This is a genomic window from Paraburkholderia sp. TE9906 (assembly GCF_056279605.1).
The window spans coordinates 1-19,097 of the sequence record NZ_JBWCCT010000005.1 but is presented as its reverse complement, the minus strand read 5'-3'; the positions used below and the strand labels follow the sequence as shown (position 1 = coordinate 19,097).

14 protein-coding genes and 3 pseudogenes are annotated in these 19,097 nt (G+C 62.0%); 8 read left to right on the top strand and 9 right to left on the bottom strand.

Annotation, left to right across the window (positions count from 1 at the left end; all coding sequences use genetic code 11):
* Positions 1–170: 170 nt before the first annotated feature.
* Both ACZ9H4_RS14180 and gltA read right to left on the bottom strand, forming a co-directional pair.
* Positions 171–2,450, bottom strand: a complete 2,280-nt coding sequence (locus ACZ9H4_RS14180) for an amylo-alpha-1,6-glucosidase (RefSeq protein WP_408144795.1) — start codon at positions 2,448–2,450, stop codon at positions 171–173.
* 316 nt (positions 2,451–2,766) lie between these two features.
* Entirely contained in the window at positions 2,767–4,065 is a 1,299-nt protein-coding gene (gltA, locus tag ACZ9H4_RS14175; protein WP_408144793.1) for a citrate synthase, read from the bottom strand.
* Between the two features lie 440 nt (positions 4,066–4,505).
* On the opposite strand from gltA, the gene ACZ9H4_RS14170 reads away from it, so the two are divergent.
* Positions 4,506–4,907 (top strand): hypothetical protein, encoded by a 402-nt coding sequence (locus tag ACZ9H4_RS14170; RefSeq protein WP_168664332.1) that lies wholly within the window; start codon positions 4,506–4,508, stop codon positions 4,905–4,907.
* 105 nt (positions 4,908–5,012) lie between these two features.
* On the opposite strand, the gene ACZ9H4_RS14165 is transcribed toward ACZ9H4_RS14170, so the two are convergent.
* The 3 genes from ACZ9H4_RS14165 to ACZ9H4_RS14155 form a co-directional block, all read right to left on the bottom strand.
* Positions 5,013–5,864 carry an alpha/beta fold hydrolase gene (locus tag ACZ9H4_RS14165; RefSeq protein WP_476119299.1) on the bottom strand — a complete coding sequence of 284 codons (852 nt, stop codon included), beginning with the start codon at positions 5,862–5,864 and terminating at the stop codon, positions 5,013–5,015.
* Between the two features lie 452 nt (positions 5,865–6,316).
* Positions 6,317–7,369: a rod shape-determining protein gene (gene mreB, locus ACZ9H4_RS14160; protein ID WP_408144789.1), complete on the bottom strand. Its 1,053-nt coding sequence runs from the start codon at positions 7,367–7,369 to the stop codon at positions 6,317–6,319.
* 191 nt (positions 7,370–7,560) lie between these two features.
* Positions 7,561–8,220, bottom strand: a complete 660-nt coding sequence (locus ACZ9H4_RS14155) for an alpha/beta hydrolase (RefSeq protein ID WP_408144787.1) — start codon at positions 8,218–8,220, stop codon at positions 7,561–7,563.
* 333 nt (positions 8,221–8,553) lie between these two features.
* Here ACZ9H4_RS14155 and ACZ9H4_RS14150 point away from each other — a divergent pair, with 333 nt between their 5' ends.
* Positions 8,554–10,131 (top strand): DHA2 family efflux MFS transporter permease subunit, encoded by a 1,578-nt coding sequence (locus tag ACZ9H4_RS14150; protein WP_408144785.1) that lies wholly within the window; start codon positions 8,554–8,556, stop codon positions 10,129–10,131.
* A 108-nt stretch (positions 10,132–10,239) separates the two neighbouring features.
* On the opposite strand, the gene ACZ9H4_RS14145 is transcribed toward ACZ9H4_RS14150, so the two are convergent.
* Positions 10,240–10,989 carry an AraC family transcriptional regulator gene (locus ACZ9H4_RS14145; protein ID WP_408145015.1) on the bottom strand — a complete coding sequence of 250 codons (750 nt, stop codon included), beginning with the start codon at positions 10,987–10,989 and terminating at the stop codon, positions 10,240–10,242.
* A gap of 153 nt (positions 10,990–11,142) precedes the next feature.
* A pseudogene (locus ACZ9H4_RS14140) lies at positions 11,143–11,217 on the bottom strand (hypothetical protein); the annotation flags it as partial.
* A gap of 483 nt (positions 11,218–11,700) precedes the next feature.
* Between ACZ9H4_RS14140 and ACZ9H4_RS14135 the strand changes: the two are divergent.
* Complete coding sequence (locus ACZ9H4_RS14135; RefSeq protein WP_476119298.1) at positions 11,701–11,919, top strand: hypothetical protein; 219 nt, start codon at positions 11,701–11,703, stop codon at positions 11,917–11,919.
* Positions 11,920–12,005: 86 nt separating this feature from the next.
* Here ACZ9H4_RS14135 and ACZ9H4_RS14130 read toward each other — a convergent pair whose 3' ends face one another.
* Complete coding sequence (locus tag ACZ9H4_RS14130; protein WP_476119297.1) at positions 12,006–12,875, bottom strand: NmrA family NAD(P)-binding protein; 870 nt, start codon at positions 12,873–12,875, stop codon at positions 12,006–12,008.
* Between the two features lie 261 nt (positions 12,876–13,136).
* Here ACZ9H4_RS14130 and ACZ9H4_RS14125 point away from each other — a divergent pair.
* The 4 genes and pseudogenes from ACZ9H4_RS14125 to ACZ9H4_RS14110 form a co-directional block, all read left to right on the top strand.
* Positions 13,137–13,306, top strand: a pseudogene (locus ACZ9H4_RS14125) (IS21 family transposase); the annotation flags it as partial.
* Positions 13,307–15,095: 1,789 nt separating this feature from the next.
* On the top strand, positions 15,096–16,229 hold the full coding sequence (locus tag ACZ9H4_RS14120; protein WP_476119829.1) for a beta-glucosidase: 1,134 nt from the start codon (positions 15,096–15,098) through the stop codon (positions 16,227–16,229).
* A 449-nt stretch (positions 16,230–16,678) separates the two neighbouring features.
* A pseudogene (locus ACZ9H4_RS14115) lies at positions 16,679–16,930 on the top strand (Mu transposase domain-containing protein); the annotation flags it as partial.
* Between the two features lie 19 nt (positions 16,931–16,949).
* A complete protein-coding gene (locus ACZ9H4_RS14110) occupies positions 16,950–17,150 on the top strand; it encodes an ATP-binding protein (protein WP_476119827.1) in 201 nt (66 codons plus the stop codon).
* Positions 17,151–17,545: 395 nt separating this feature from the next.
* On the opposite strand, the gene ACZ9H4_RS14105 is transcribed toward ACZ9H4_RS14110, so the two are convergent.
* Positions 17,546–18,745 carry a phytanoyl-CoA dioxygenase family protein gene (locus ACZ9H4_RS14105; protein ID WP_476119296.1) on the bottom strand — a complete coding sequence of 400 codons (1,200 nt, stop codon included), beginning with the start codon at positions 18,743–18,745 and terminating at the stop codon, positions 17,546–17,548.
* A gap of 93 nt (positions 18,746–18,838) precedes the next feature.
* Between ACZ9H4_RS14105 and ACZ9H4_RS14100 the strand changes: the two genes are divergently transcribed.
* Positions 18,839–19,097, top strand: a 259-nt coding sequence (locus ACZ9H4_RS14100) for a helix-turn-helix domain-containing protein (protein ID WP_476119295.1), incomplete at its 3' end; no start/stop codon positions are given.

The window sequence follows — 19,097 nt, the reverse complement described above, 5'->3', positions numbered from 1 at the left end:
TGGCCGAGGTGGCCGAGGTGGCCGAGGTGGCCCGAGGTGGCCGAGGTGGCCGAGGTGGCATTACGTTGGTCAAAGTGAAAATGATGGGAAGGTGACCCACCTCCTTCACGACATTTTTCTGCAATCCCCGGCGGGCGTATCAGTCATGAGGCAGGCAGTCACGCTCCAGGCTAAAGCAACGCCACCACCCGCACATCGCCCTGCTCGGCCGAGGCGACCACCTTCTCGCCGATACGGCGGAACGTGATCGACACCGACGAATCGCCGACCCGCAGATCGCCGATTTCGAGCCAGTCGATGCCTTCGGGCAGCATCGGCTGCTCGATCACCACTTCGCGCCGCTCGGCGTCGATCGTGATGCCCAGACAGGCTTCGAGCATCATGAACGGCGAACCCGCCGCCCACGCCTGCGGCAGACACGCGACCGGGTACGCGGTGGGCGGCTCGCCGCGCCGCCGCGGAAAGCCGCAGAACAGCTCGGGCAAACGCATGTCGAAGTTGACCGCCGCCTGGAACAGCGCCTGCAACAGGCGCACGGCCGCGGCCTTGCCGCCGTAATGCGACAGGCCGCGTGCGCACAGCGCGTTGTCGTGCGGCCAGACCGAACCGTTGTGATAAGCCATCGGATTGAAGCGTGCCTGGCTCGCGGCCAGCGTGCGCACGCCCCAGCCCGTGTGGAACAGCGTGGAGTCGAGCGCGCGCACCACCGCTTCGCCGCGCTCGCGCGTCGGCAGCCCGAAGGCCAGCAGGTGGCCCGCATTCGATGCCATCACGCGGCACAGTTCGCCATGGCCGTCGAGCGCGATACCGTAGAAGCCGGACTCTTCCATCCAGTACTTTTCTTCGACACATTGACGGATTTTCTTCGCGCGCTCGCTGTATTGGGCAGCCGGTTCGCGCAGGCCGCGCAGTTTTGCGAAGCGCGCCATCGTGTCGAACGCGGCGCTCGCATACGCCTGCACTTCGACGAGCGCGATCGGCCCATCGGGAAAGCGGCCGTCGGCATGAAACACCGAGTCGTGACTGTCCTTCCACCCCTGGTTCGCCAGCCCGCCGTCCGACTCGCGCTGATAGTCGAGCAGGCCGTAACGGTTCTTGTCGCACACGCCCGCAACCCACTGCGCGGCACGTTCGAGCGCCGGCCACAATTCGTCGATCAGCGCGAGGTCGCCGGTGCGCGCCGCATAGGCGCCGGCCAGCACGATGAACAGCGGCGTGGTATCGACGCCGCCGTAGTAAAGCGCGAACGGCACTTCACCGGCGGCGGCCATTTCGCCCTTGCGCATCTCGTGCATGATCTTGCCGGGCGCGGCATCGCGAAACGGCGAATTCTCGCGCGCCTGATGCTCGGCAAGAAAGCGCAGCACGCCCGCGGCCAGTTGCGGTTGCAGCCACAGCGTCTGCAACGACGTGATGACGGCGTCGCGGCCGAACGGCGTCGAGAACCACGGGATGCCCGCATACGGATACGGGCCGGTCGCGAGATCGGTGGTCAGGAGGCCGAGGTCGGCGAACGAGCGGTCGATCCATGCATTGAAAAGCGGATTGCTCGAACGCACGCGCGCGGTCGCACGGCGGCGTTCGCGCATCACGAGGTGGGCATCGACCAACGCGGCGCGCACCGCCGCGCGGCCGACGCGCGGACGCTCCGCATCGATTTGTGACAGATGGATTTCGCTCAGCGCATGCACCGGTTGCGAGACGTCGGCGCCCGGCTTGTCCGACTGCGCGACGACCTGCACCGCGACCGACAGATAAATCGACACGCACGCTTGCGCCGGCAGTTTGACGGTGTAGTCGGCGCGGTCGGCGAACAGCTTGTCCGGCTCCGGCGCGAACGCAATCTGCACATTGCGCGCGACGTCGTCGAGACCGATATAGCCGAGCAGTACTTCACGATTCTCCACGCGCGCCGGTTCGATACGGCCTTGCTTGTCGCGCTTCAGCCCGCGCACTTCGAACATGTCGCGGAAGTCGCTCGCGAACGAAATGGACAGCGGCACCACGGCGTCGCGCGTGCCGTAGTTGGTGAGTTCGATGGCCTCGTTGAGCACGGTACCCGACAGCACGCGCACGCGCTCGACGTGGATCACGCCTTCGGGCGTGCTGTCGCCGCCGAGCGGCGGCAGCGGACGATTGGTCAGGTGCGCGGTGAACGAGGTGTTGTCGCTGCTGACGCTGCCCGATAGCAGCGACGGCGCACGGCCGCCGAAAGTCAGGCGCAGTTGCGAAAGAACGCGGGTGTCGTTGACGAACAGGCCGTCGTCGTGGCCCGTGATATCGCCGAGCGGGTCGTTGACGATGAAGGTGTCGCCCGACTTCAGCACGTGCTGGGTGGCACTCGCGACATTGAGGTTTTCCGTCGGGATGAATACGCCGTCCGGCTCGGGCTCGCGGTGATCGACACCGCCCGAGAGGGACACACCACCGAGGGTTTCTGGCTGCTGCATCAGGGTCACTCCTATGGGTTCGCTTCGGCTTTCAGTTTCACATTCGGTCCCCGCTTCGTGCCGGCCGGTTGCTTCCGATTGTAGAGGGTCTGTCCGCGTCAGACGAACTTATCACAGGGGAGTTTCGGTTTTTTTGCAAGGTTTGTTGCGTGATTTTCCGTGGCACAGGACGTGCAGAGGGTTGGGCTTTCACGCGACGCAAGCGAGGTCGGCTTTCTTTCGTGGGGAAGTTGCCGCAAGCATGCGCCTTCAATCAGGACTTCAGCGCAAAAAAAAACCGTCGCGCAGTCATCGGACTGCCGACGGCCTCGACACGTTAACGCTGCGTCACCGCTTTGGCTTCGCGCTGCGTCTCGCCCACGAACAACTGACGCGGGCGGCCGATCTTCTGTTCGGGATCGGCAATCATTTCGTTCCACTGTGCAATCCAGCCGACCGTGCGTGCCATCGCGAAGATACACGTGAACATCGCGGTCGGAATGCCGAGTGCGCGTTGCACGATACCCGAGTAGAAGTCGACGTTCGGGTACAGCTTGCGCGACACGAAGTAATCGTCTTCGAGTGCGATCTTTTCCAGCGCCATAGCGAGCTTGAACAGCGGGTCGTCGTGCAGGCCCAGTTCTTCGAGCACTTCGTGGCAGGTTTCGCGCATCAGCTTCGCGCGCGGATCGTAGTTCTTGTAGACGCGGTGACCGAAGCCCATCAGCTTCACGCCCGAGTTCTTGTCCTTTACCTTCGCGATGAACTCGGGGATGTTGTCGACCGAGCCGATTTCTTCCAGCATGTTCAACGCGGCTTCGTTCGCGCCGCCGTGCGCCGGGCCCCACAGACACGCGATACCGGCAGCGATACACGCGAACGGATTCGCACCCGACGAACCGGCAAGGCGCACGGTCGAGGTCGATGCGTTCTGTTCATGGTCCGCGTGCAGGATCAGGATGCGGTCGAGCGCGCGCACCAGCACGTCGTTGACCTCGTACTCTTCCGCCGGATTGGCGAACATCATGCGCATGAAGTTCGCGCTATACGACAGGTCGTTCTTCGGATAAACGAACGGTTGACCCACGGTGTACTTGTACGCCATCGCGACCAGCGTCGGCAGCTTTGCGATCATGCGGATCGCGGAGACCTCGCGGTGCTGCGCGTTATTGATGTCGAGCGAGTCGTGATAGAACGCCGACAATGCGCCGACCGCGGCGACCAGAATCGCCATCGGGTGCGCGTCGCGGCGGAAACCACGGAAGAAGAAGTGCATCTGCTCGTGCACCATCGTGTGCTTCGTGACAGTGTTCACGAACTCTTCTTTCTGCTGCGCGTTCGGCAGTTCGCCCTTCAACAGCAGATAACAGGTTTCGAGAAAGTCGGCGTTTTGCGCGAGATTGTCGATCGGATAACCGCGGTACAGCAGCTCGCCCTTGTCGCCGTCGATATACGTGATTTCGGAATTGCACGCCGCCGTCGACATGAAGCCCGGGTCATACGTGAACTTGCCGGTCTGGCCGTACAGCTTGCGAATGTCGATCACGTCCGGCCCGAGCGAGCCTTGATAGATCGGCAGTTCAATCGTCTGGTCGCTGTCGGAAAAGCTCAGCGTTGCGTGTGTCTTCGAGTTCATCTACACGTTCCTTATACTTTCACATCGCACACATGCCGGCATGCCCGACCTTCGCTTCTTCCGGACGCGTTGGCATGCTCAGGCTCCGCCTCGCATTCTACGGGCCACAGGGTCGTTGATTGCGACGATTGACGGCAACAATCAATCTCGGCTCACGCAACATTCGTTGCCTGTGAAGCCCCTGTGAAGCCCCTGTGAAGGGTACGTGAAACGCGCGAATATACCGCGCGAAAGATTCCCCGCGCGCTGCACGGCACTGCCAGCCAAATGAAAGTTAGCGCGCTCGCAGCAACAATGTTTTGCTCCAGTCGGGCTGCGCAGGCTCAGCGCATCTGCGATACTGGATTCGTGTTTTGCTTCCCCTGCTAACACATCGCTGTCTTTGGCCCGCCGCGTCACGGCGGGCTTTTTTAATCAGCCAGAAGAACAGGAAGGACCCGATGAACGCCTCTCTCGAAACGCTATTTCCGGATCATGTTCACACGGAAGAGAACAGCGTCACCGCGCTGAATCATCAGGACATCGTCGTCGCATTATCGGCGGCGCTGAAAACGCAGGACGTGGCGGTGCTGCACATGCTTTATCCGCGCACCGACGCGCGCACGCATCGCAGTCTCGATACGCTCGTGAATGTATTGCACGGCCACGGCCTGCATGAAGTGGCGGACCTGATCGCTCAGGAAGCGCACTATCTGCTGTTCAAAGATCCTGTGAAAGCGTGGAAAGCCTTCCACGAAATTCGCAACGACTCGCTCGCGATCGGCGTGCATCTGTACTACCACGGCCTCGTCGGCGAAGCGGCGGAACGTGCGCTCGATAAAGACGCGCATCGCAAGGTTTGAACCCGGCTGTCTGATTGGAGAGCCGTGCCGGGCTGCCGCATGTGAAGCGCCGCGAGCGGCCCGGCGCGGTGGCGCAATGGCCGCACTGCGCGCCCATGTCGCTCACTACACGCCCATCGCGCGAATGAACTCGTCGACGTAGCGATTGAACGCGCCCGGATGCGCGAGGTTCATCCCATGCGATGCCCCGCGCACCGTCTCGCGGCGCGCATCGGGCAGCCACGATTGCAACGCGGCGGCGGTACGCCGGAACATGTCGGGACTCTTCTCGCCGTCGATCAGCAACACCGGGCAGCGCACGTCGGCGGCTTCTTCAGGCACATAGGGCGGCAACGGATCCTGGAATTGCCGCGCGAGCGTGTGCGCGTTATCGGTCGCCATCCTGCGAAAGCCGGGCGTGCTCATCGCCCAGAACCCGGGCCGGCTGACCGAATCGACGAACAATTGCAGGCCCGCTTCCACTTCCCCTGCTTCGATCAGTTGCGCCGCTTTCGCGCGCAACGCGTTGACCGTCTCCGGCAAACGCGCGGGCGGACGCCCGGCGATCTGCAGCGGACCGCCGGGGTCGGCAAGCGTCAACGTGCGCACACGTTCAGGATGTCGCCGAGCGAAATGAAACGCCACACAGCCGCCGCGCGAATGCCCTACTACGTGCGCCGGTCCCGCACCGAAGCGGTCGATGAATTCGGCGACTTCATCCGCATGCCTGCTCCAGCTGAACGGCAGACCGGGCTCGGTATCGGTCACCGGCCAGTAGTGCGTGAGACTCACCGCGACACAGCGATACTGCTTTGAAAGACCGGCGAGTTGCGGTTGCCAGTAGCGGTAATCGCACAGCGAGCCATGCACGAACAGCAGCAGTTCGCCCTCGCCCGCTTCCACGTAGGGCATGCGCAGACCGCTTTGCAGTTCGATGAAAGATGGCGAAGACAACGAAGCAGACACAGATTGATTCACGGATGGTTCACAGACAGCGCGGCAGCACGCCAATTCAGCGGCGCCGGCGAGAAATGGAATGGGGAAAATGCCTCTACGTCCCTGAAATTGGGACGCGGACGCGTATTGTCACATAGCTTCCGAAAAGCATGCGGGCGCTCGTTCGCGACGCGGCATCGGCCAGACGGATACGCAGGACTCGTACGCCCGAACCGTCGAACGCAGCGCGGGCGCTACCGTACAAACGAAGCTGTCACACAGAAGCGTGTGGCGGCTCGTCCAACGTACGGACCCGGCTCCGACCGGTGCGAGCCGCTGATAACCGCGGCGCACATTGACTCAACCAGGACCCGCACGCGCGAGCCCCCGATTGGCCACGCAGGTCCGCACGGCACAGGCAGCGCGAGACCACAGCGTGGGGGCGTTAAAACACTTCGCCGAAAAACATCAGCAGCCCTTCCCGCGCCCCATCGTCATTCGTACCCGGCTTCTTCGAGCAAACCGGACGCGGCCGCCGCCCCCGCCCCACGCACCGCGCAGGTCAGCGGTTCATCGGCCACCCGCACTTCGAGTCCGAGTTCACAGGTCAGGCGGCGCCCGAGGTTGCCGAGCAGCGCGCCGCCGCCGGTCAGCACGATGCCGTGGTGCGCGATGTCCGTCACCAGTTCGGCCGGCGCGCTTTCGAGCCCGCGCTTGACCGCACCGATCACCTGACGCAGCGGCCCTTCGATCGCCTCGGCGATATCGTGATTGCTCAACTGCACCGTGCGCGGCAAGCCGTCGTCGACGCTGCGGCCGGTCGCGTTCATCTGCTCGAACGGCACGTCACGCACCGCCGACCCGATGTTCTTCTTCACATGCTCGGCGGTTTGCTCGCCGATCAGCACGCCGTACAGATTGCGCACATAGCTCACGATCGCCGCGTCGAAGTTGTCGCCGCCCACGCGCACCGAGCCGCTATACGCGGTGCCGCCGAGCGCGATCACGCCGACTTCGGTGGTGCCGCCGCCGATATCGACCACCATCGACCCGGTCGCGTCCGCCACCGGCATGCCCGCGCCAAGCGCCGACGCCAGCGATTCGCCGATGAAGCTGACCTTCCACGCACCGGCCGCGACGGCCGCCTCCTTGATCGCGCGCCGCTCGACGTGGGTCGCGCCCGCCGGCACGCACAGCGTGAACGCCGCGCGGCGGCTGAACAGCGGCCGCGGACGCGCCATGTCGACGAACTGGCGAATCATGTGCTCGGCGGCGGAGAAATTGGCGATCACGCCGTGGCGCATCGGCCGCACCGTTTCGAGGTTGCGCGGCGTGCGGCCCAGCAGCTGGCGCGCTTCGGTGCCCACCGCGGCGACGCGCATGGGTCCGGCTGCAGGCTCTTTCTGGAAACACACGACAGACGGCTGGTTCAGCACGATGCCGCCGTCGTCGGTATAGATAAGGGTGTTGGCCGTGCCGAGGTCCACCGCCACGGAAGGGCGGAACAGTCGCTCGAAGAGCGGGTAATGCGGCGTCGGTCTGGCCATAGGAAGGCTCTGATAAGTCGTTGTCCACCCGTGGTGCCGGGCAGTTTGAAAATGCGCCCCCGGTTCCCCGAGCCGCTCGGCACGCCCCGTCGGGCATGGCGCGGTCCGCACGGCGGGGTGATTTTCAAGCTAATGACCGCTTAACGGCAAGCAGATCAATATCTTTAGGGCGACTTTCAATCGGGGCCGTGTCAACCGCGCGACAGTGCCCCCAGTGAGCGCTCCAGCGCCTCGCGGCCGAGCGCGACGCCGTCGGCGTCGATCGTATGGCCGATGCCGGGCAGCACGTACGCGTCGACCGTGTAGCCGGCGTTGCTGAACGCGTCGGCGGCGTACTCCAGTTCGCGCACCGGGATCACTTCGTCGTCCTCGCCGTGGATCAGCGTGAGCGGCGTGCCGTTGTTCGCGACGATGGGCGACGCGAGCCGCCCCGAATACGCGACGACGCCGGCTGCGCCTTCGGCGCTGGCCGCCACGTGGTGCAGCGCCATGATCGAACCTTGCGAAAAGCCGACGAGCGCAAGGCGACCGAAAGCCACCTGCCAATGGGCGAGTTCTGCTTCGAGCACCCTGCGCAGCGCCGGATAAGCGGCGCTCACCCGCGCCTCCCGATTCGCTTCGTTGACGTCGCGCAGGCTGAACCATTGACGGCCGCCAAAGCCGCCGTCGAACGCGTCGGTGCCGTCGAGCGAGGTGAACGCGACGTCCGGCAGCGCCTCGCTCCAGATGTCCGCGAGCGGCATCAGATCGCGCGCATTGCTGCCGACGCCGTGCATCAGCACGACGAGCCCTTTGGCAGGCGCGCTCACCGGTGCGCGCCGCCAGCCGTGTTCGAATTGCTCCCAGGCCATATGCGTTTCCTTTTCTGTTGGTCGATTCGTGTTCGTGTTCGTGTGCGGTGCGCGCACGCGCGGCAAGCGCCTGCCTTGCGCATCTTTCGCCGGCTTTATACGCCTGAACGGCATGCGTGACCACGATGTCATGCAGGCCATCGGCAGCCCTAGCCGCGAGCATACGCTGAGCGCCCTCTTCGCGCCGCCCGGCGCGCATCTCCGACGACGTCAAAATCCGAATACAGGTATGCTTTTGCGATCATTCGACGGACCCGCCGACGGGCGCCTTTCGCTCGCGGTGAATAGCCCATCCGTCCACACCGTGCGCAGCACCCCGTTCCGGAGAACCCATTGAGCCAGCCCACCGCCGCGCCCGCTTCCGCGCCGCCTGCCCCGCCACCGCCGCTCGAAGGCGGCAAACTGGTTCTGGCCACTGTCGCCGTCGCGCTCGCGACGTTCATGAACGTGCTCGACACGTCGATCGCGAACGTCGCGATTCCGACCATTTCGGGAAACCTCGGCGTCTCGGTCGATGAAGGCACGTGGGTCATCACCGTGTTCGCCGCAGCCAATGCGGTGTCGATTCCGCTGACCGGCTGGCTCACGCAGCGCATCGGCCAGGTGAAGCTGTTCGTCGGCGCGATCCTGATGTTCGTGCTGGCCTCGTGGCTGTGCGGCATTGCGCCGACGCTGCCGATCCTGCTGCTCGCGCGGATCTTCCAGGGCGCGGTGGCCGGCCCGCTGATTCCGCTGTCGCAAGCGATTCTGCTCGGCTCGTATCCGAAGGAGAAATCCTCGACCGCGCTCGCGCTCTGGGCGATGACCGCGACCGTCGGCCCGATCGCGGGCCCCGCGCTCGGCGGCTGGATCACGGATAGTTACAGCTGGTCGTGGATCTTCTACATCAACATTCCGGTCGGCCTGTTCGCGGCGGGCGTCACGTGGATGATCTATCGCACCCGTGAGTCGCCGACCCGCAAGCCGCCGATCGACGTGGTCGGGCTCGGCCTGCTGATCACCTGGGTCGCGTCGCTGCAGATCATGCTCGACAAGGGCAAGGACCTCGACTGGTTCTCGTCGCCGGTCATCGTGATTCTCGGCATCACCGCGCTGATCAGCTTCGCGTTCTTCCTCGTGTGGGAGCTGACCGAAGAGAATCCGATCGTCGATTTACGGCTCTTCCAGCAGCGCAATTTTCTCGGCGGCACGATTGCGATTTCGGTCGCGTACGGCGTGTTCTTCGGCAACCTCGTGCTGCTGCCGCAATGGATGCAGGAGTATCTGAACTACCGCTCCGTGGATGCTGGTCTCGTCACCGCGCCGCTCGGCATCTTCGCGGTGATACTCGCGCCGGTGATGGGCCGGGTGCTGCCGCGCTCGGACGCGCGCGTGATCTCGACGCTGGCGTTCGTCGGCTTTGCGCTCGTGTTCTACATGCGCTCGAAATACGTGATCGAAATCGACACCTGGCATCTCGTGTTGCCCACACTGCTGCAAGGCATTCCGATGGCGCTGTTCTTCGTGCCGCTGACCTCGATCATCCTGTCCGGCCAGCCGCCGAGCAAGATTCCGGCAGCCGCGGGCCTGTCGAATTTCGCGCGGGTGTTTTGCGGCGCGGTGGGCACGTCGATCGCGGGCTCGGCGTGGAATAACCGCACCGTGCTCCATCATGCGCGGCTCACCGAACAGGCCAGCATCAACAACCCGGCGTTCAACCAGCAGATCGACACGACCCAGTCGCTGCTGCATCTGAATCAGCAATCGGCGCACGCACTGTTCGATTTCACCGTGAACACGCAGGCCGCGATGATGGGCCTGAACGACATTTTCTTCGTGTCGGCGATCATCTTCATTCTGATCATTCCATTGATCTGGATTACACGGCCGGCCAAGGGCGGCGGCGGTCCTGGCGCGGCGGGCGCACATTGAGGAGGATGGCGGGGTGTTGCATTCCGTGCGCGCGGGCCTGAGGGTTCGCTTTCGCCGGGCTGCTCGCGTGCGGTGACGCAGTGGCGCTCGCGTCGCGCCGGTAGCGTGTCAGCGGAAATAGCGCGCGGGGGTATCGCCGAACGCCTCGCGGAACACCGCGATGAACGACGACACGTCGTTGTAGCCCACGTCGAGCGCCACCTGGGTGACGCTCGCGCCGCCGCCCAGATGTTCGAGTGCGACCAGCAGGCGCAATTGCTGGCGCCATTGACCGAAGGTCTGCCCGGTTTCCTTAACGAACAGACGCGCCGCCGTGCGCGCCGTGACACCGGCGGCCGCCGCGAGCTCTTCGAGTACCGCGGGTTGCGCGGGGTCGTCGCTGAGCGCGGCGGCGATCCGCTCGATGCGCGGGTCGCCCGGCCAGTTCAGGCCCAGTGGCGCGGAGCGCAAGCCCGGCAGGCGATCCAGCAGCACCTGCATGAGACGGTTGGCGGGTTCGTCGAACGGTTGGTCGTACGGCAGAGCGGCCGCGGCGCCCAGCAGCGCCTGCACGAGGGCGTCCGGCACGAGCGCGCCGCTTTGCGCGGGCAAGGGCGCCGCGTCCGGGGTGGCATAGAGCGAATAGAGTTGCACGGGACGCGTCGCGTGCAGGCAGTGCAACACGTTCGGCACGATCCAGACCGCGTGCCCGGGCGGCACGACCCAGCGGCCGGTTTCGGTGCGCACGGTCAGCACGCCGTCGCTTACGTGAATCAGCCGTGCGTGACGATAGGCTCGCCACGGCTCGTCAAGCGTGTCATGGCGTTCGCCGACCACGAAGACCGTCTGGTCGACGCCGTTCGGATCGAAGGCTTCCATCTGGGGGTCCGGGTTGCCGCGTTGCTTCCACGAAGGCAGCAAGATTAGCACGGCTCGCGCGGAGGACTTTGTGGGGCGGCAAGAAGGGAATCGCGGCTTCGGCGGTCTACGCTCAATGCGCGACGCCTTCCTGCTCGAACCGTTGTCGGTTTCGTAGTCGCGCAGTACGACATGCCACTCGCCAGTGGGCAACACCACGCGGCTACCGTCGTTGAAGTCGACGCGCACACCTTTCAGGGCTTGCTGCTTGCGCGCGCGCGGGCGGCGGGAACGGTGGTTTGGGCGCGGTGCCCGCGGGTATCGGGCGAACGGCGGAAGCGGTCTCGCTTGCCGGCGCAGCAAGCATATTGTGAGGAATCGAAGCAGTCATGAAACAGCGCAAAACTGGATGGAAACCAGCCGCCGATCGCATCGAACGCCGAACCTGCGGGTATTGCTGCAGTGGGGTCGACTGTTACCGACTGCCTGGCAGTTTACACGGCTCACGAGATTTGCAGATGGAATACAAACCGTAGCAATCTGGATTTAAGCGCGTTTGCGGTTTCTCATCGAAACTTAAGAAACAGTCGTGATGCTATACGTGTACGCAATCGGCTGGAATTTTAAAAACTTAAGCCCTTACGCGTAGAGATACTTATTAAGAGATCTTGCTCCTATTGCGCAGGCGTAGCCCGCGCGGGCTGTATCGGGCATGGCGGCTGGCGCCATGCAATGCTGACTGGCGTGCTTCTCGGGGGTTCGCTGCACGTTCGCTTCAATCGCCTCAAGCCAGAAGCCGATTACCTCTGGCGCGTGGAAAATATTACCTCGATTTTAATCGCGCGCCTGCAAATCTTTACTCGGTTATTATGTTTACCGAATAGCGGTGGTTTTCGTCGCTTCGCGGTCGTTCAAGTTTTCGTTTCATTCCACCTCAAAGGCCGGCGGTAATTTGAAACCGGTGGTTTGTGCGTGTATCGGCGTTTCTTTTAATCGGCGGGCGGTCGAATCTGCTGAAGGATTGACCGCCCCGCCGCTCATCCCGCTCGTTCCACCAACTCCGCCAAAACCCGCTGAAAAGACGTCGTGCCAATCGCCCGCTCGTTCGGCCCGTCCGCGAAGTCGATCCAGCCCGAGTTGAAGCCGTCGAGCATTTCGATGCGCGGCACGGGCCACGCCGTGCCCTGCGACTGGAACCGCGCTTCCCACTCATCGCGCGGCACCGCCCACGCCTCCACCCGGCGCCCCAGCACGCCGCCGAGCAGCGCGGCAATCTCATGCTGTGTATAACGCTGCGGACCTTCGATCTCGACCACGCGCCGCCCCTGCCACGACTGCGCGAGCGTGTCCGCGATCACACAGCCGATATCCGTCGTCGCGACCATCGGATACGCACGATCGAGCGGCTGCAGAAAGCTCGGCATCACACCGGTTTCGCGAGCCGGCGCGATGTCCCACAGCGAGTTTTCCATGAACCACGCGGGCCGCATGAACGCGGTCGGAATCGGCAGATCGGCCAGCGCCCGTTCGAGAATGTGCACCTGTGTGATGAGCCCGAGGCCGGCCTCGCGCTGCCCGCCGACCGACGATAGCGCCGCCACCCGCTCGGGCTTCGCCTTCGTCAACGCCGCCTTCAACACCGCGGCTGCGGCGTGCGCATTCGGATAGCCCGGTTGCGGCGCGAAGTTCGGCGCGATCATCACGAAGACGCCCGCCGCGCCACGGAACGCGGCGGCGAGTGCGTCGGCGTCTTCGAACGACGCGATGGCCACTTCGGCACCCCGCTGCACCCACTGCGCCGCCTTGCTCTCGTCGCGCAACACCGCGCGCACCGCATGTCCCGCATCCAGCAGCGCGCGCGCCGCCGCGCCGCCCACCTGTCCTGTCACACCGGTAATTGCAAACATGATCTTCGCTCCTCGATGACGGCAGATGCCGCTTTGGAACGTATTCTCGATGTTTCGTTGATATTTCACGAGAGCATGTATGTCATTTGTTTAATGATACTTTGGCATTACAAGCCGTCGTGCCGGCTCGTTGTCGTTATGGACGGCACACCCGCGATGTGTTGTTTTGCACAGTACCGGGATCCACGAAAAGCGCTAATTTGCATCGCATATCGACCCACGCAGAACATAATTCTTCCCGGCAACGCGCAGGATAACGAAGTGATCGACGTGGCTATATTGACCATCATTCGACGCTGGCACTTCGCGATCAGCTCTCGTTGCGCGAGATCGAAAAGCGACTTGGTGTATCGCGCAATAGAGTCAGGCGTTACATTCGTGCCGGGGCCGCTCTGCCGGCTGATCCCAAACGTCATAGCCCCAGCAAACTTGGAGAATGCCAAGGCGGGCGCACACGGTACTGATCAAATGGTGCGAGTGGTCGTCGTTGCGGAATTCAACGGACTTGGCGGGGCACGATCTCTTGCGCGGGCATGTGGTGCCGCCACGTGCGCGGACACTTCGTCAGGAGTTTTGTCGGCGAGGAGTTTGCCGATGAAATGATCAAGCTCGACAAGAAGTTCGAACAAGCCTGTGGTACTAATTCTCACCCACGAGTAAGCAGTGCATGGCCGATGATCGGTTCGATCGCCTGCCGTCGCTTGAGCCAGCGTCGCTGCGTGCCGGTCAGTGGCCTGTGTTTGCTACGATGAACAAGCTTGACTGACGACACTTCGGTGTCGACGCCACAAAACCCGAAATCGGCCGGCGTGGTGTTCGGTTGCGGCGTCCCCGCGAGATCCTGCAACTGAATGGCGTTCTGTCCGAGTTGCTCCGCCCTTGCGTTCCCGTGATCGCGAGGCTTACCTTGACGCCCGACTCGTTGGATTGCCGCGCGTTTCCTTTTCCGATGCACTGGACCTCAGGCGCCTGTAGGCGCGTACAACCTGTTCCAGTCACTGAGGTTGGCGCGCAGTTGTGTCTGCCGTTCGTCCGATGTCATGGGCAGATTACGTTCGATGTCACGCAGTGACCCTCCCGATACTATGCGTGGACATCTGAGCGGGTGGCGCCGACCGTTCATTCATCGCGTCCAAACGACCACAAAAGAAATCAGGTTTCCTCATCGATGACCACTATGAAACTCCGAGACTCTTTGCCAGATCAACCTTCGTTTGGGGAGTTCTCCGATGAGTCAACCAACCGTAGCGCATCAGCCGGACGCGGCATCACACGCTTATGCAGGCCCGTCATTCCAGCCCGCTCTTTGCCGCAGTTAATCTCGCCGCCTAATGGCAGAAATTACCGCCAACGTTTTGACGGTCAGGAAAAACCCGAGAAACGTATTCCTCAGATGTTTAGATAAATCGGAACTTTTACTTAAAACTGACGCATGTAGCGCGTCGGCGAGAAAATGGGGCGAATACGAAGTCAGAGTACGGTGTAAATCTACTCAAATATTCGAACACTGTCGCCTCCGAAGGCCGTCCCCGCCGCCCACTCTGGTTTCTATCTATATTTTTCACCGCTTTCAAATTTAAGGTCGCCCAAAGGGCCAAATAACTGAGCCTATTAGTATTAATAATACTAATATGCGTTTGAGCGAGTTATTATCAGATGATACAGATTGTTACGACGAAATACTCGTTAAAAATGTTTCATCCGCGTAACATCGCCGCTTCATTGCCTGGGCAGGGAGCGAACGTTCTAATCAACGTAGAACGTGCGTAGTTAGTTATCTCTGGTTATATCGGGCGCATGGGCCGTTCCGCCTGCCTTTCATCGGTGTCCAGTCGCTGTCGGCTTCCTCGAAGGGACTTGGGGCGAGCGTTTTCTTGGTTCAGGACCGTCAAAAAAAACTCACTCGTAGCTCTAATGAAATTTCAAACCTTACGTAATCTTTCGATCTACTTAGCACTCCCAATTGTTGCAGCGTGTGGTGGCGGGGGTGATGGCAAAAGTGACTCAACAGCCGTCGCCGCCAACGCTGTCGATCCGGTAGCTGTAGTCGATGCCGCCAAGCATCCCCCTTCGGTAAGCGGCACCACAATTCCACCTGCCACCTCGATCAATGATGAATGGGGTGCAGTCTGGTCGGTGAAGAACGGCGTGGTCTATCGGGCTGGTCGGACAGCTGGGTCGACGGCGGGCGTCAAGCTGTTGCTCTGGTACGCCGGCAAAATGTATCAGCAAGGCAGCGACAACAGCTGGTGGGTGTGGCAAAAGAGCAATTGGGCGGCGTCCGCCGATCCGCGTCCTGCTGCCAGCGCTCCGGCGACGACGACCACCACTACGCCCAAGGCCACTACCACCACGGGCACGGCCACCACGCCCACGGCCACGCCCACGTCGGCAGCCGCAACCTCCGCTACTGCGCCAGCCATCCCGTTCTTCGGCATCAATGAGCATTACAACTACGGCGGCGTTTATACTTCGGTCCCGCTCGCTACTCAGGCCGCAACGCTGTCCGACCTTGGCCTGACAGCGAACCGGCAGGATATTCACAGCTACGATCAGATTGACGCTGTGGCCGATACCCTTATTCCAGGCATGGGCTCGAAGATCACGATCATGCCGATGATCGATGCCTATCCGTACGATGACCCCTCGCTGAATGGGCAGACGCCGACCGAGGCGAGCGCCTACGCATACGCCTACTCGATGGCGGCTTATGCTGCGACCAAGCTCAAAGGCGTACCGGTGGTGGAATTCGGCAACGAGTACGACCTCGATATGCCGGTGGCCAACGACGGCGCCAATGTCTCCGACTACGACAACAGCACGTGGCCAATCTATCGCGGCGCGCTGCGTGGTTCGTACGACGGCTGGCGTTCGGTTGACACCGCAGGCTCGACGAAAATTATCGCCACCGCGTCATTGGGCTTCCTCCATCTGGGCTGGTACAAAGGCATGCTGACCGGCGTCCAGCCGGACGGCTCGACCGGCCACCCGGTGGTGAAGACCGACATCATTCAGTTGCATTGGTACTCTGACGGTGGTGATCCTGAGAATACGTGGGGCGTGACGGGCACGAACTACAACGTTCTGAAGTCCTTGCACGACGCATACAACCTCCCGATCATGTTCACGGAGATCGGCGTCAACACCGACTTCACCACAGCGCAGGCACAGGAGTACATCGCCAAGACGATTCCTGAACTCGTCGCGGCCAAAGCCACGTACAACGTGATCGGCTTCAACTGGTACGAACTGTACGATGACCCAACCGGCGATTACGGCATTCTGACGAGCAGCGCCGGGCAGAAGCCGATTTATACCGCCATCAAACAAGCCGTCGCAGCAGCGGCGCAATAAGCAGGGCCATGATCCGGTTGTGCGCGCGGCGCGCAACCGGATTGAACGATAGAGGGTAAGCCGTTCCCTGGGCTCGGCAGAACCTCCCGCCGGCTAAAGCAGTTAGCAACCTCGCTTAACCCCCGTCGCCTCCATGACGACGGTGAGAACCCGCCAGATGATTTTCAAATCAGGTCGGACCGGGGCCCGCCAAACCTGAATCATTTCTACAGCCTTACGATGTTTGAGGAATGAGGCGCGGGCCAGCGGATTTCATAGAAGGCCGCAGTCTATGTGGCTGCAACCAGACCGCATATAGCGCAGCAACCGCTCCTGCCCGTCACACGAAAAGCTAGCGCAAAAGGAACGCGTTCATATAGAAATGATGGCCGAACGTGGAATGACGCTCGATCACCCGACTGCGCAACGCTGGGCGCTCACGCTGCTGCCGGTTCCCATCTGACGCCGCCAGGCCGTTTGATGGTTTCGTTGCACATACCCTACCCAATTGTTCCTGCCTGCCTGATCGGCCTCGATCGTAACCGCTATAGCGTGCCAGCTCCTTTCGCCAATCGCCCGGTCAGCCTGCGGGATGCGGCAACCGCCTCGTGATCGTGATCGCGACCGAAGGTCAGACGATCGCAGACCACGTCCGGTGTTTCAACCGAAGCCATAAGCGGGGCGAAACCATTGGCGACCGGAGTCACTACCTGGCAGTCCTGCCATGTTGCAGCCAAGTCAATGAGATGCTCCTGCGACGGCTGTTATCACTGTGAGTTCATCGACTCGGCACGTAACGCCGTTATAGCTGGTGGCCCAGGAACTGACAAAACACATCTGGCTGCCGCAATCGGGGTACGGGCCATTGAACACCCGATCGATGCTTTTCGGCCCCATCCGACGCTGCGCTGTCGGGAAACACGGCTCACGGGGATGGGTTGACGTGCCTGGCGAGGTAACCGACCAGAGCCCCGAGCAAAGAGCGCGCCGTTGGAAGCCGAACGGACCAGCCGTTTTGATGCCTTCTTCCTTATTCCAGACGACGCTACGGAAAAAAACGCCATTTTTCTTCGCTCGACGCGGCGTCGATTGTGCACATCTGGTCACCCCTCGCAAAACGAGCGCTCATCATCTATCGACAGTGCGCTTTTTGATAGGCGACTCTCGTGAAAAATGAACTGATCCATTCCATTGCACCGTTACGTCTTTGTCTCCGCCTGTATCCGAACCGGATACAGGAGCACGCGCGACTTCGCTGAGTCGTTCTTTCTGTCGCGCTGACGCCATCATAGGGCGATGAATCTATCTGAGGACGACAAAAACACATCAATAATCTATCAGTTCGGTACTGCGTCAGTACCGTGGCGCCACGCATGTCTGGCAAGCGCTCGCGCGAACTCGGCCGGCTCCCAGCCCTCGCTAAGAGCCCGGAGCATCATCTGGCTTTGGCTTTCCGGCGCAAGCCCGTTGGCGGGCGGATCCCTGTCCAGGTTCGTTGGGAACGAATAGCCTTCGGCGCATGAGGCGACCACCGACCAGACCTCCAGCTCGGTTATGTTGCCGGCCATCAGTCGGTCTCGAAGGACCGGGTAGAGAATCTCGGACATGCGCGTTCGATTCACCACTTCCATCGCCCGCCCATAAGCTGACGAGATCTGAAGCAGGTTTGCCATGCGCTGGACGTCGCTCGTTCGGTTCGAGCCGGCTGCGTGAAATAGCGCGGGGCTGAAGAAGATGGCATCGCCCTTGGCAAGCGCCACCTGGACGAAGTTGGCCTCGAAATACTCCCTAAACTCAGCTCTACGCCAGGCGACGTAGCCGCGAGCGTATCGCTGCGAGTAAGGCAGGAGTTTGGTCGGGCCGCTCTCGACAGGCATACCGCTGTGCGCGACGGCCCCCTGCAACGTGAGGAAGGCTGACATCTGGTGTACGTGCGCCGGAAAAGACGCGGCTACCTCGGCCGTCTGGAAGCCTAGATGGTAGTCACGATGGGCTTGCTGTGCCTGCCCGCCGGGTCTGACAACGTTGATCTGCGACGTAACCTGGAAACACGGACCGAGCCACGCCTCGGCCGCGGCAGGCAGCCACCGGTTCGAAAAATATCGGGTGAAGACCTCGGGTGCCGCAACGCAAAGTTTTTCCTGTGCGTTCCAGATACGGTCGTTCGCGCCTGCCTTCGCGAAATGGTCGCCCTTCGAGCCCGATTTCTTCTCGTCCGCAATGATCGATTCGAAGACCGCCGTCGCCTCGTCTACGCAGCCGGTATCGGCAAACGCATGCTTGAGCACGAAGACGCCCGCTCCATTCGACAGGACGTCGGCCCATTCCGCGAGCAGTTCAGCCCTCTCGGCGGATAAGACCACCTGTTCCAGATCGAGGCATTCGTATACAGGAATCCCTTGAATCGAATTTGCGGCGTAACGTGGTGCGCGCTCCCCTCCTGCACTGAGCGCTGTCGTGAAGTCGCGCAGGTTGCAGTCGCTTTCGCGATACCAGTTAGTTCGCTCTGCAAGATAGTTTTCCGGCTGATGGTCCATCCGCGTCTCCCAGTTTCGATGTAGGATAGCTCGCCAGGCAGACAGCGAAGTCTCAAAATTACATCAAAAATCTATCAATCAGGGAGGGTCGGCGTGGCTCACCGATTCTTGATCAAGGAAATCGCCCTTCAGGCAGGGCTAGGCGTGGCAACTGTCGACAGGGTACTGAACGGGCGCGCAAACGTCCGGGAGCACACTCGCAAGCGGGTTGAGCAGGCGATAAAGGAACTCGAAAAACAGGAATTGAACCTCGCCACCACGGGGCGCAAGCTTATCGTCGACGTGGTGGTCGAAGCACCGGCGCGGTTCAGCGACGAGATCAGGAATGCGCTTGAAGCCGAACTCGCGTTCA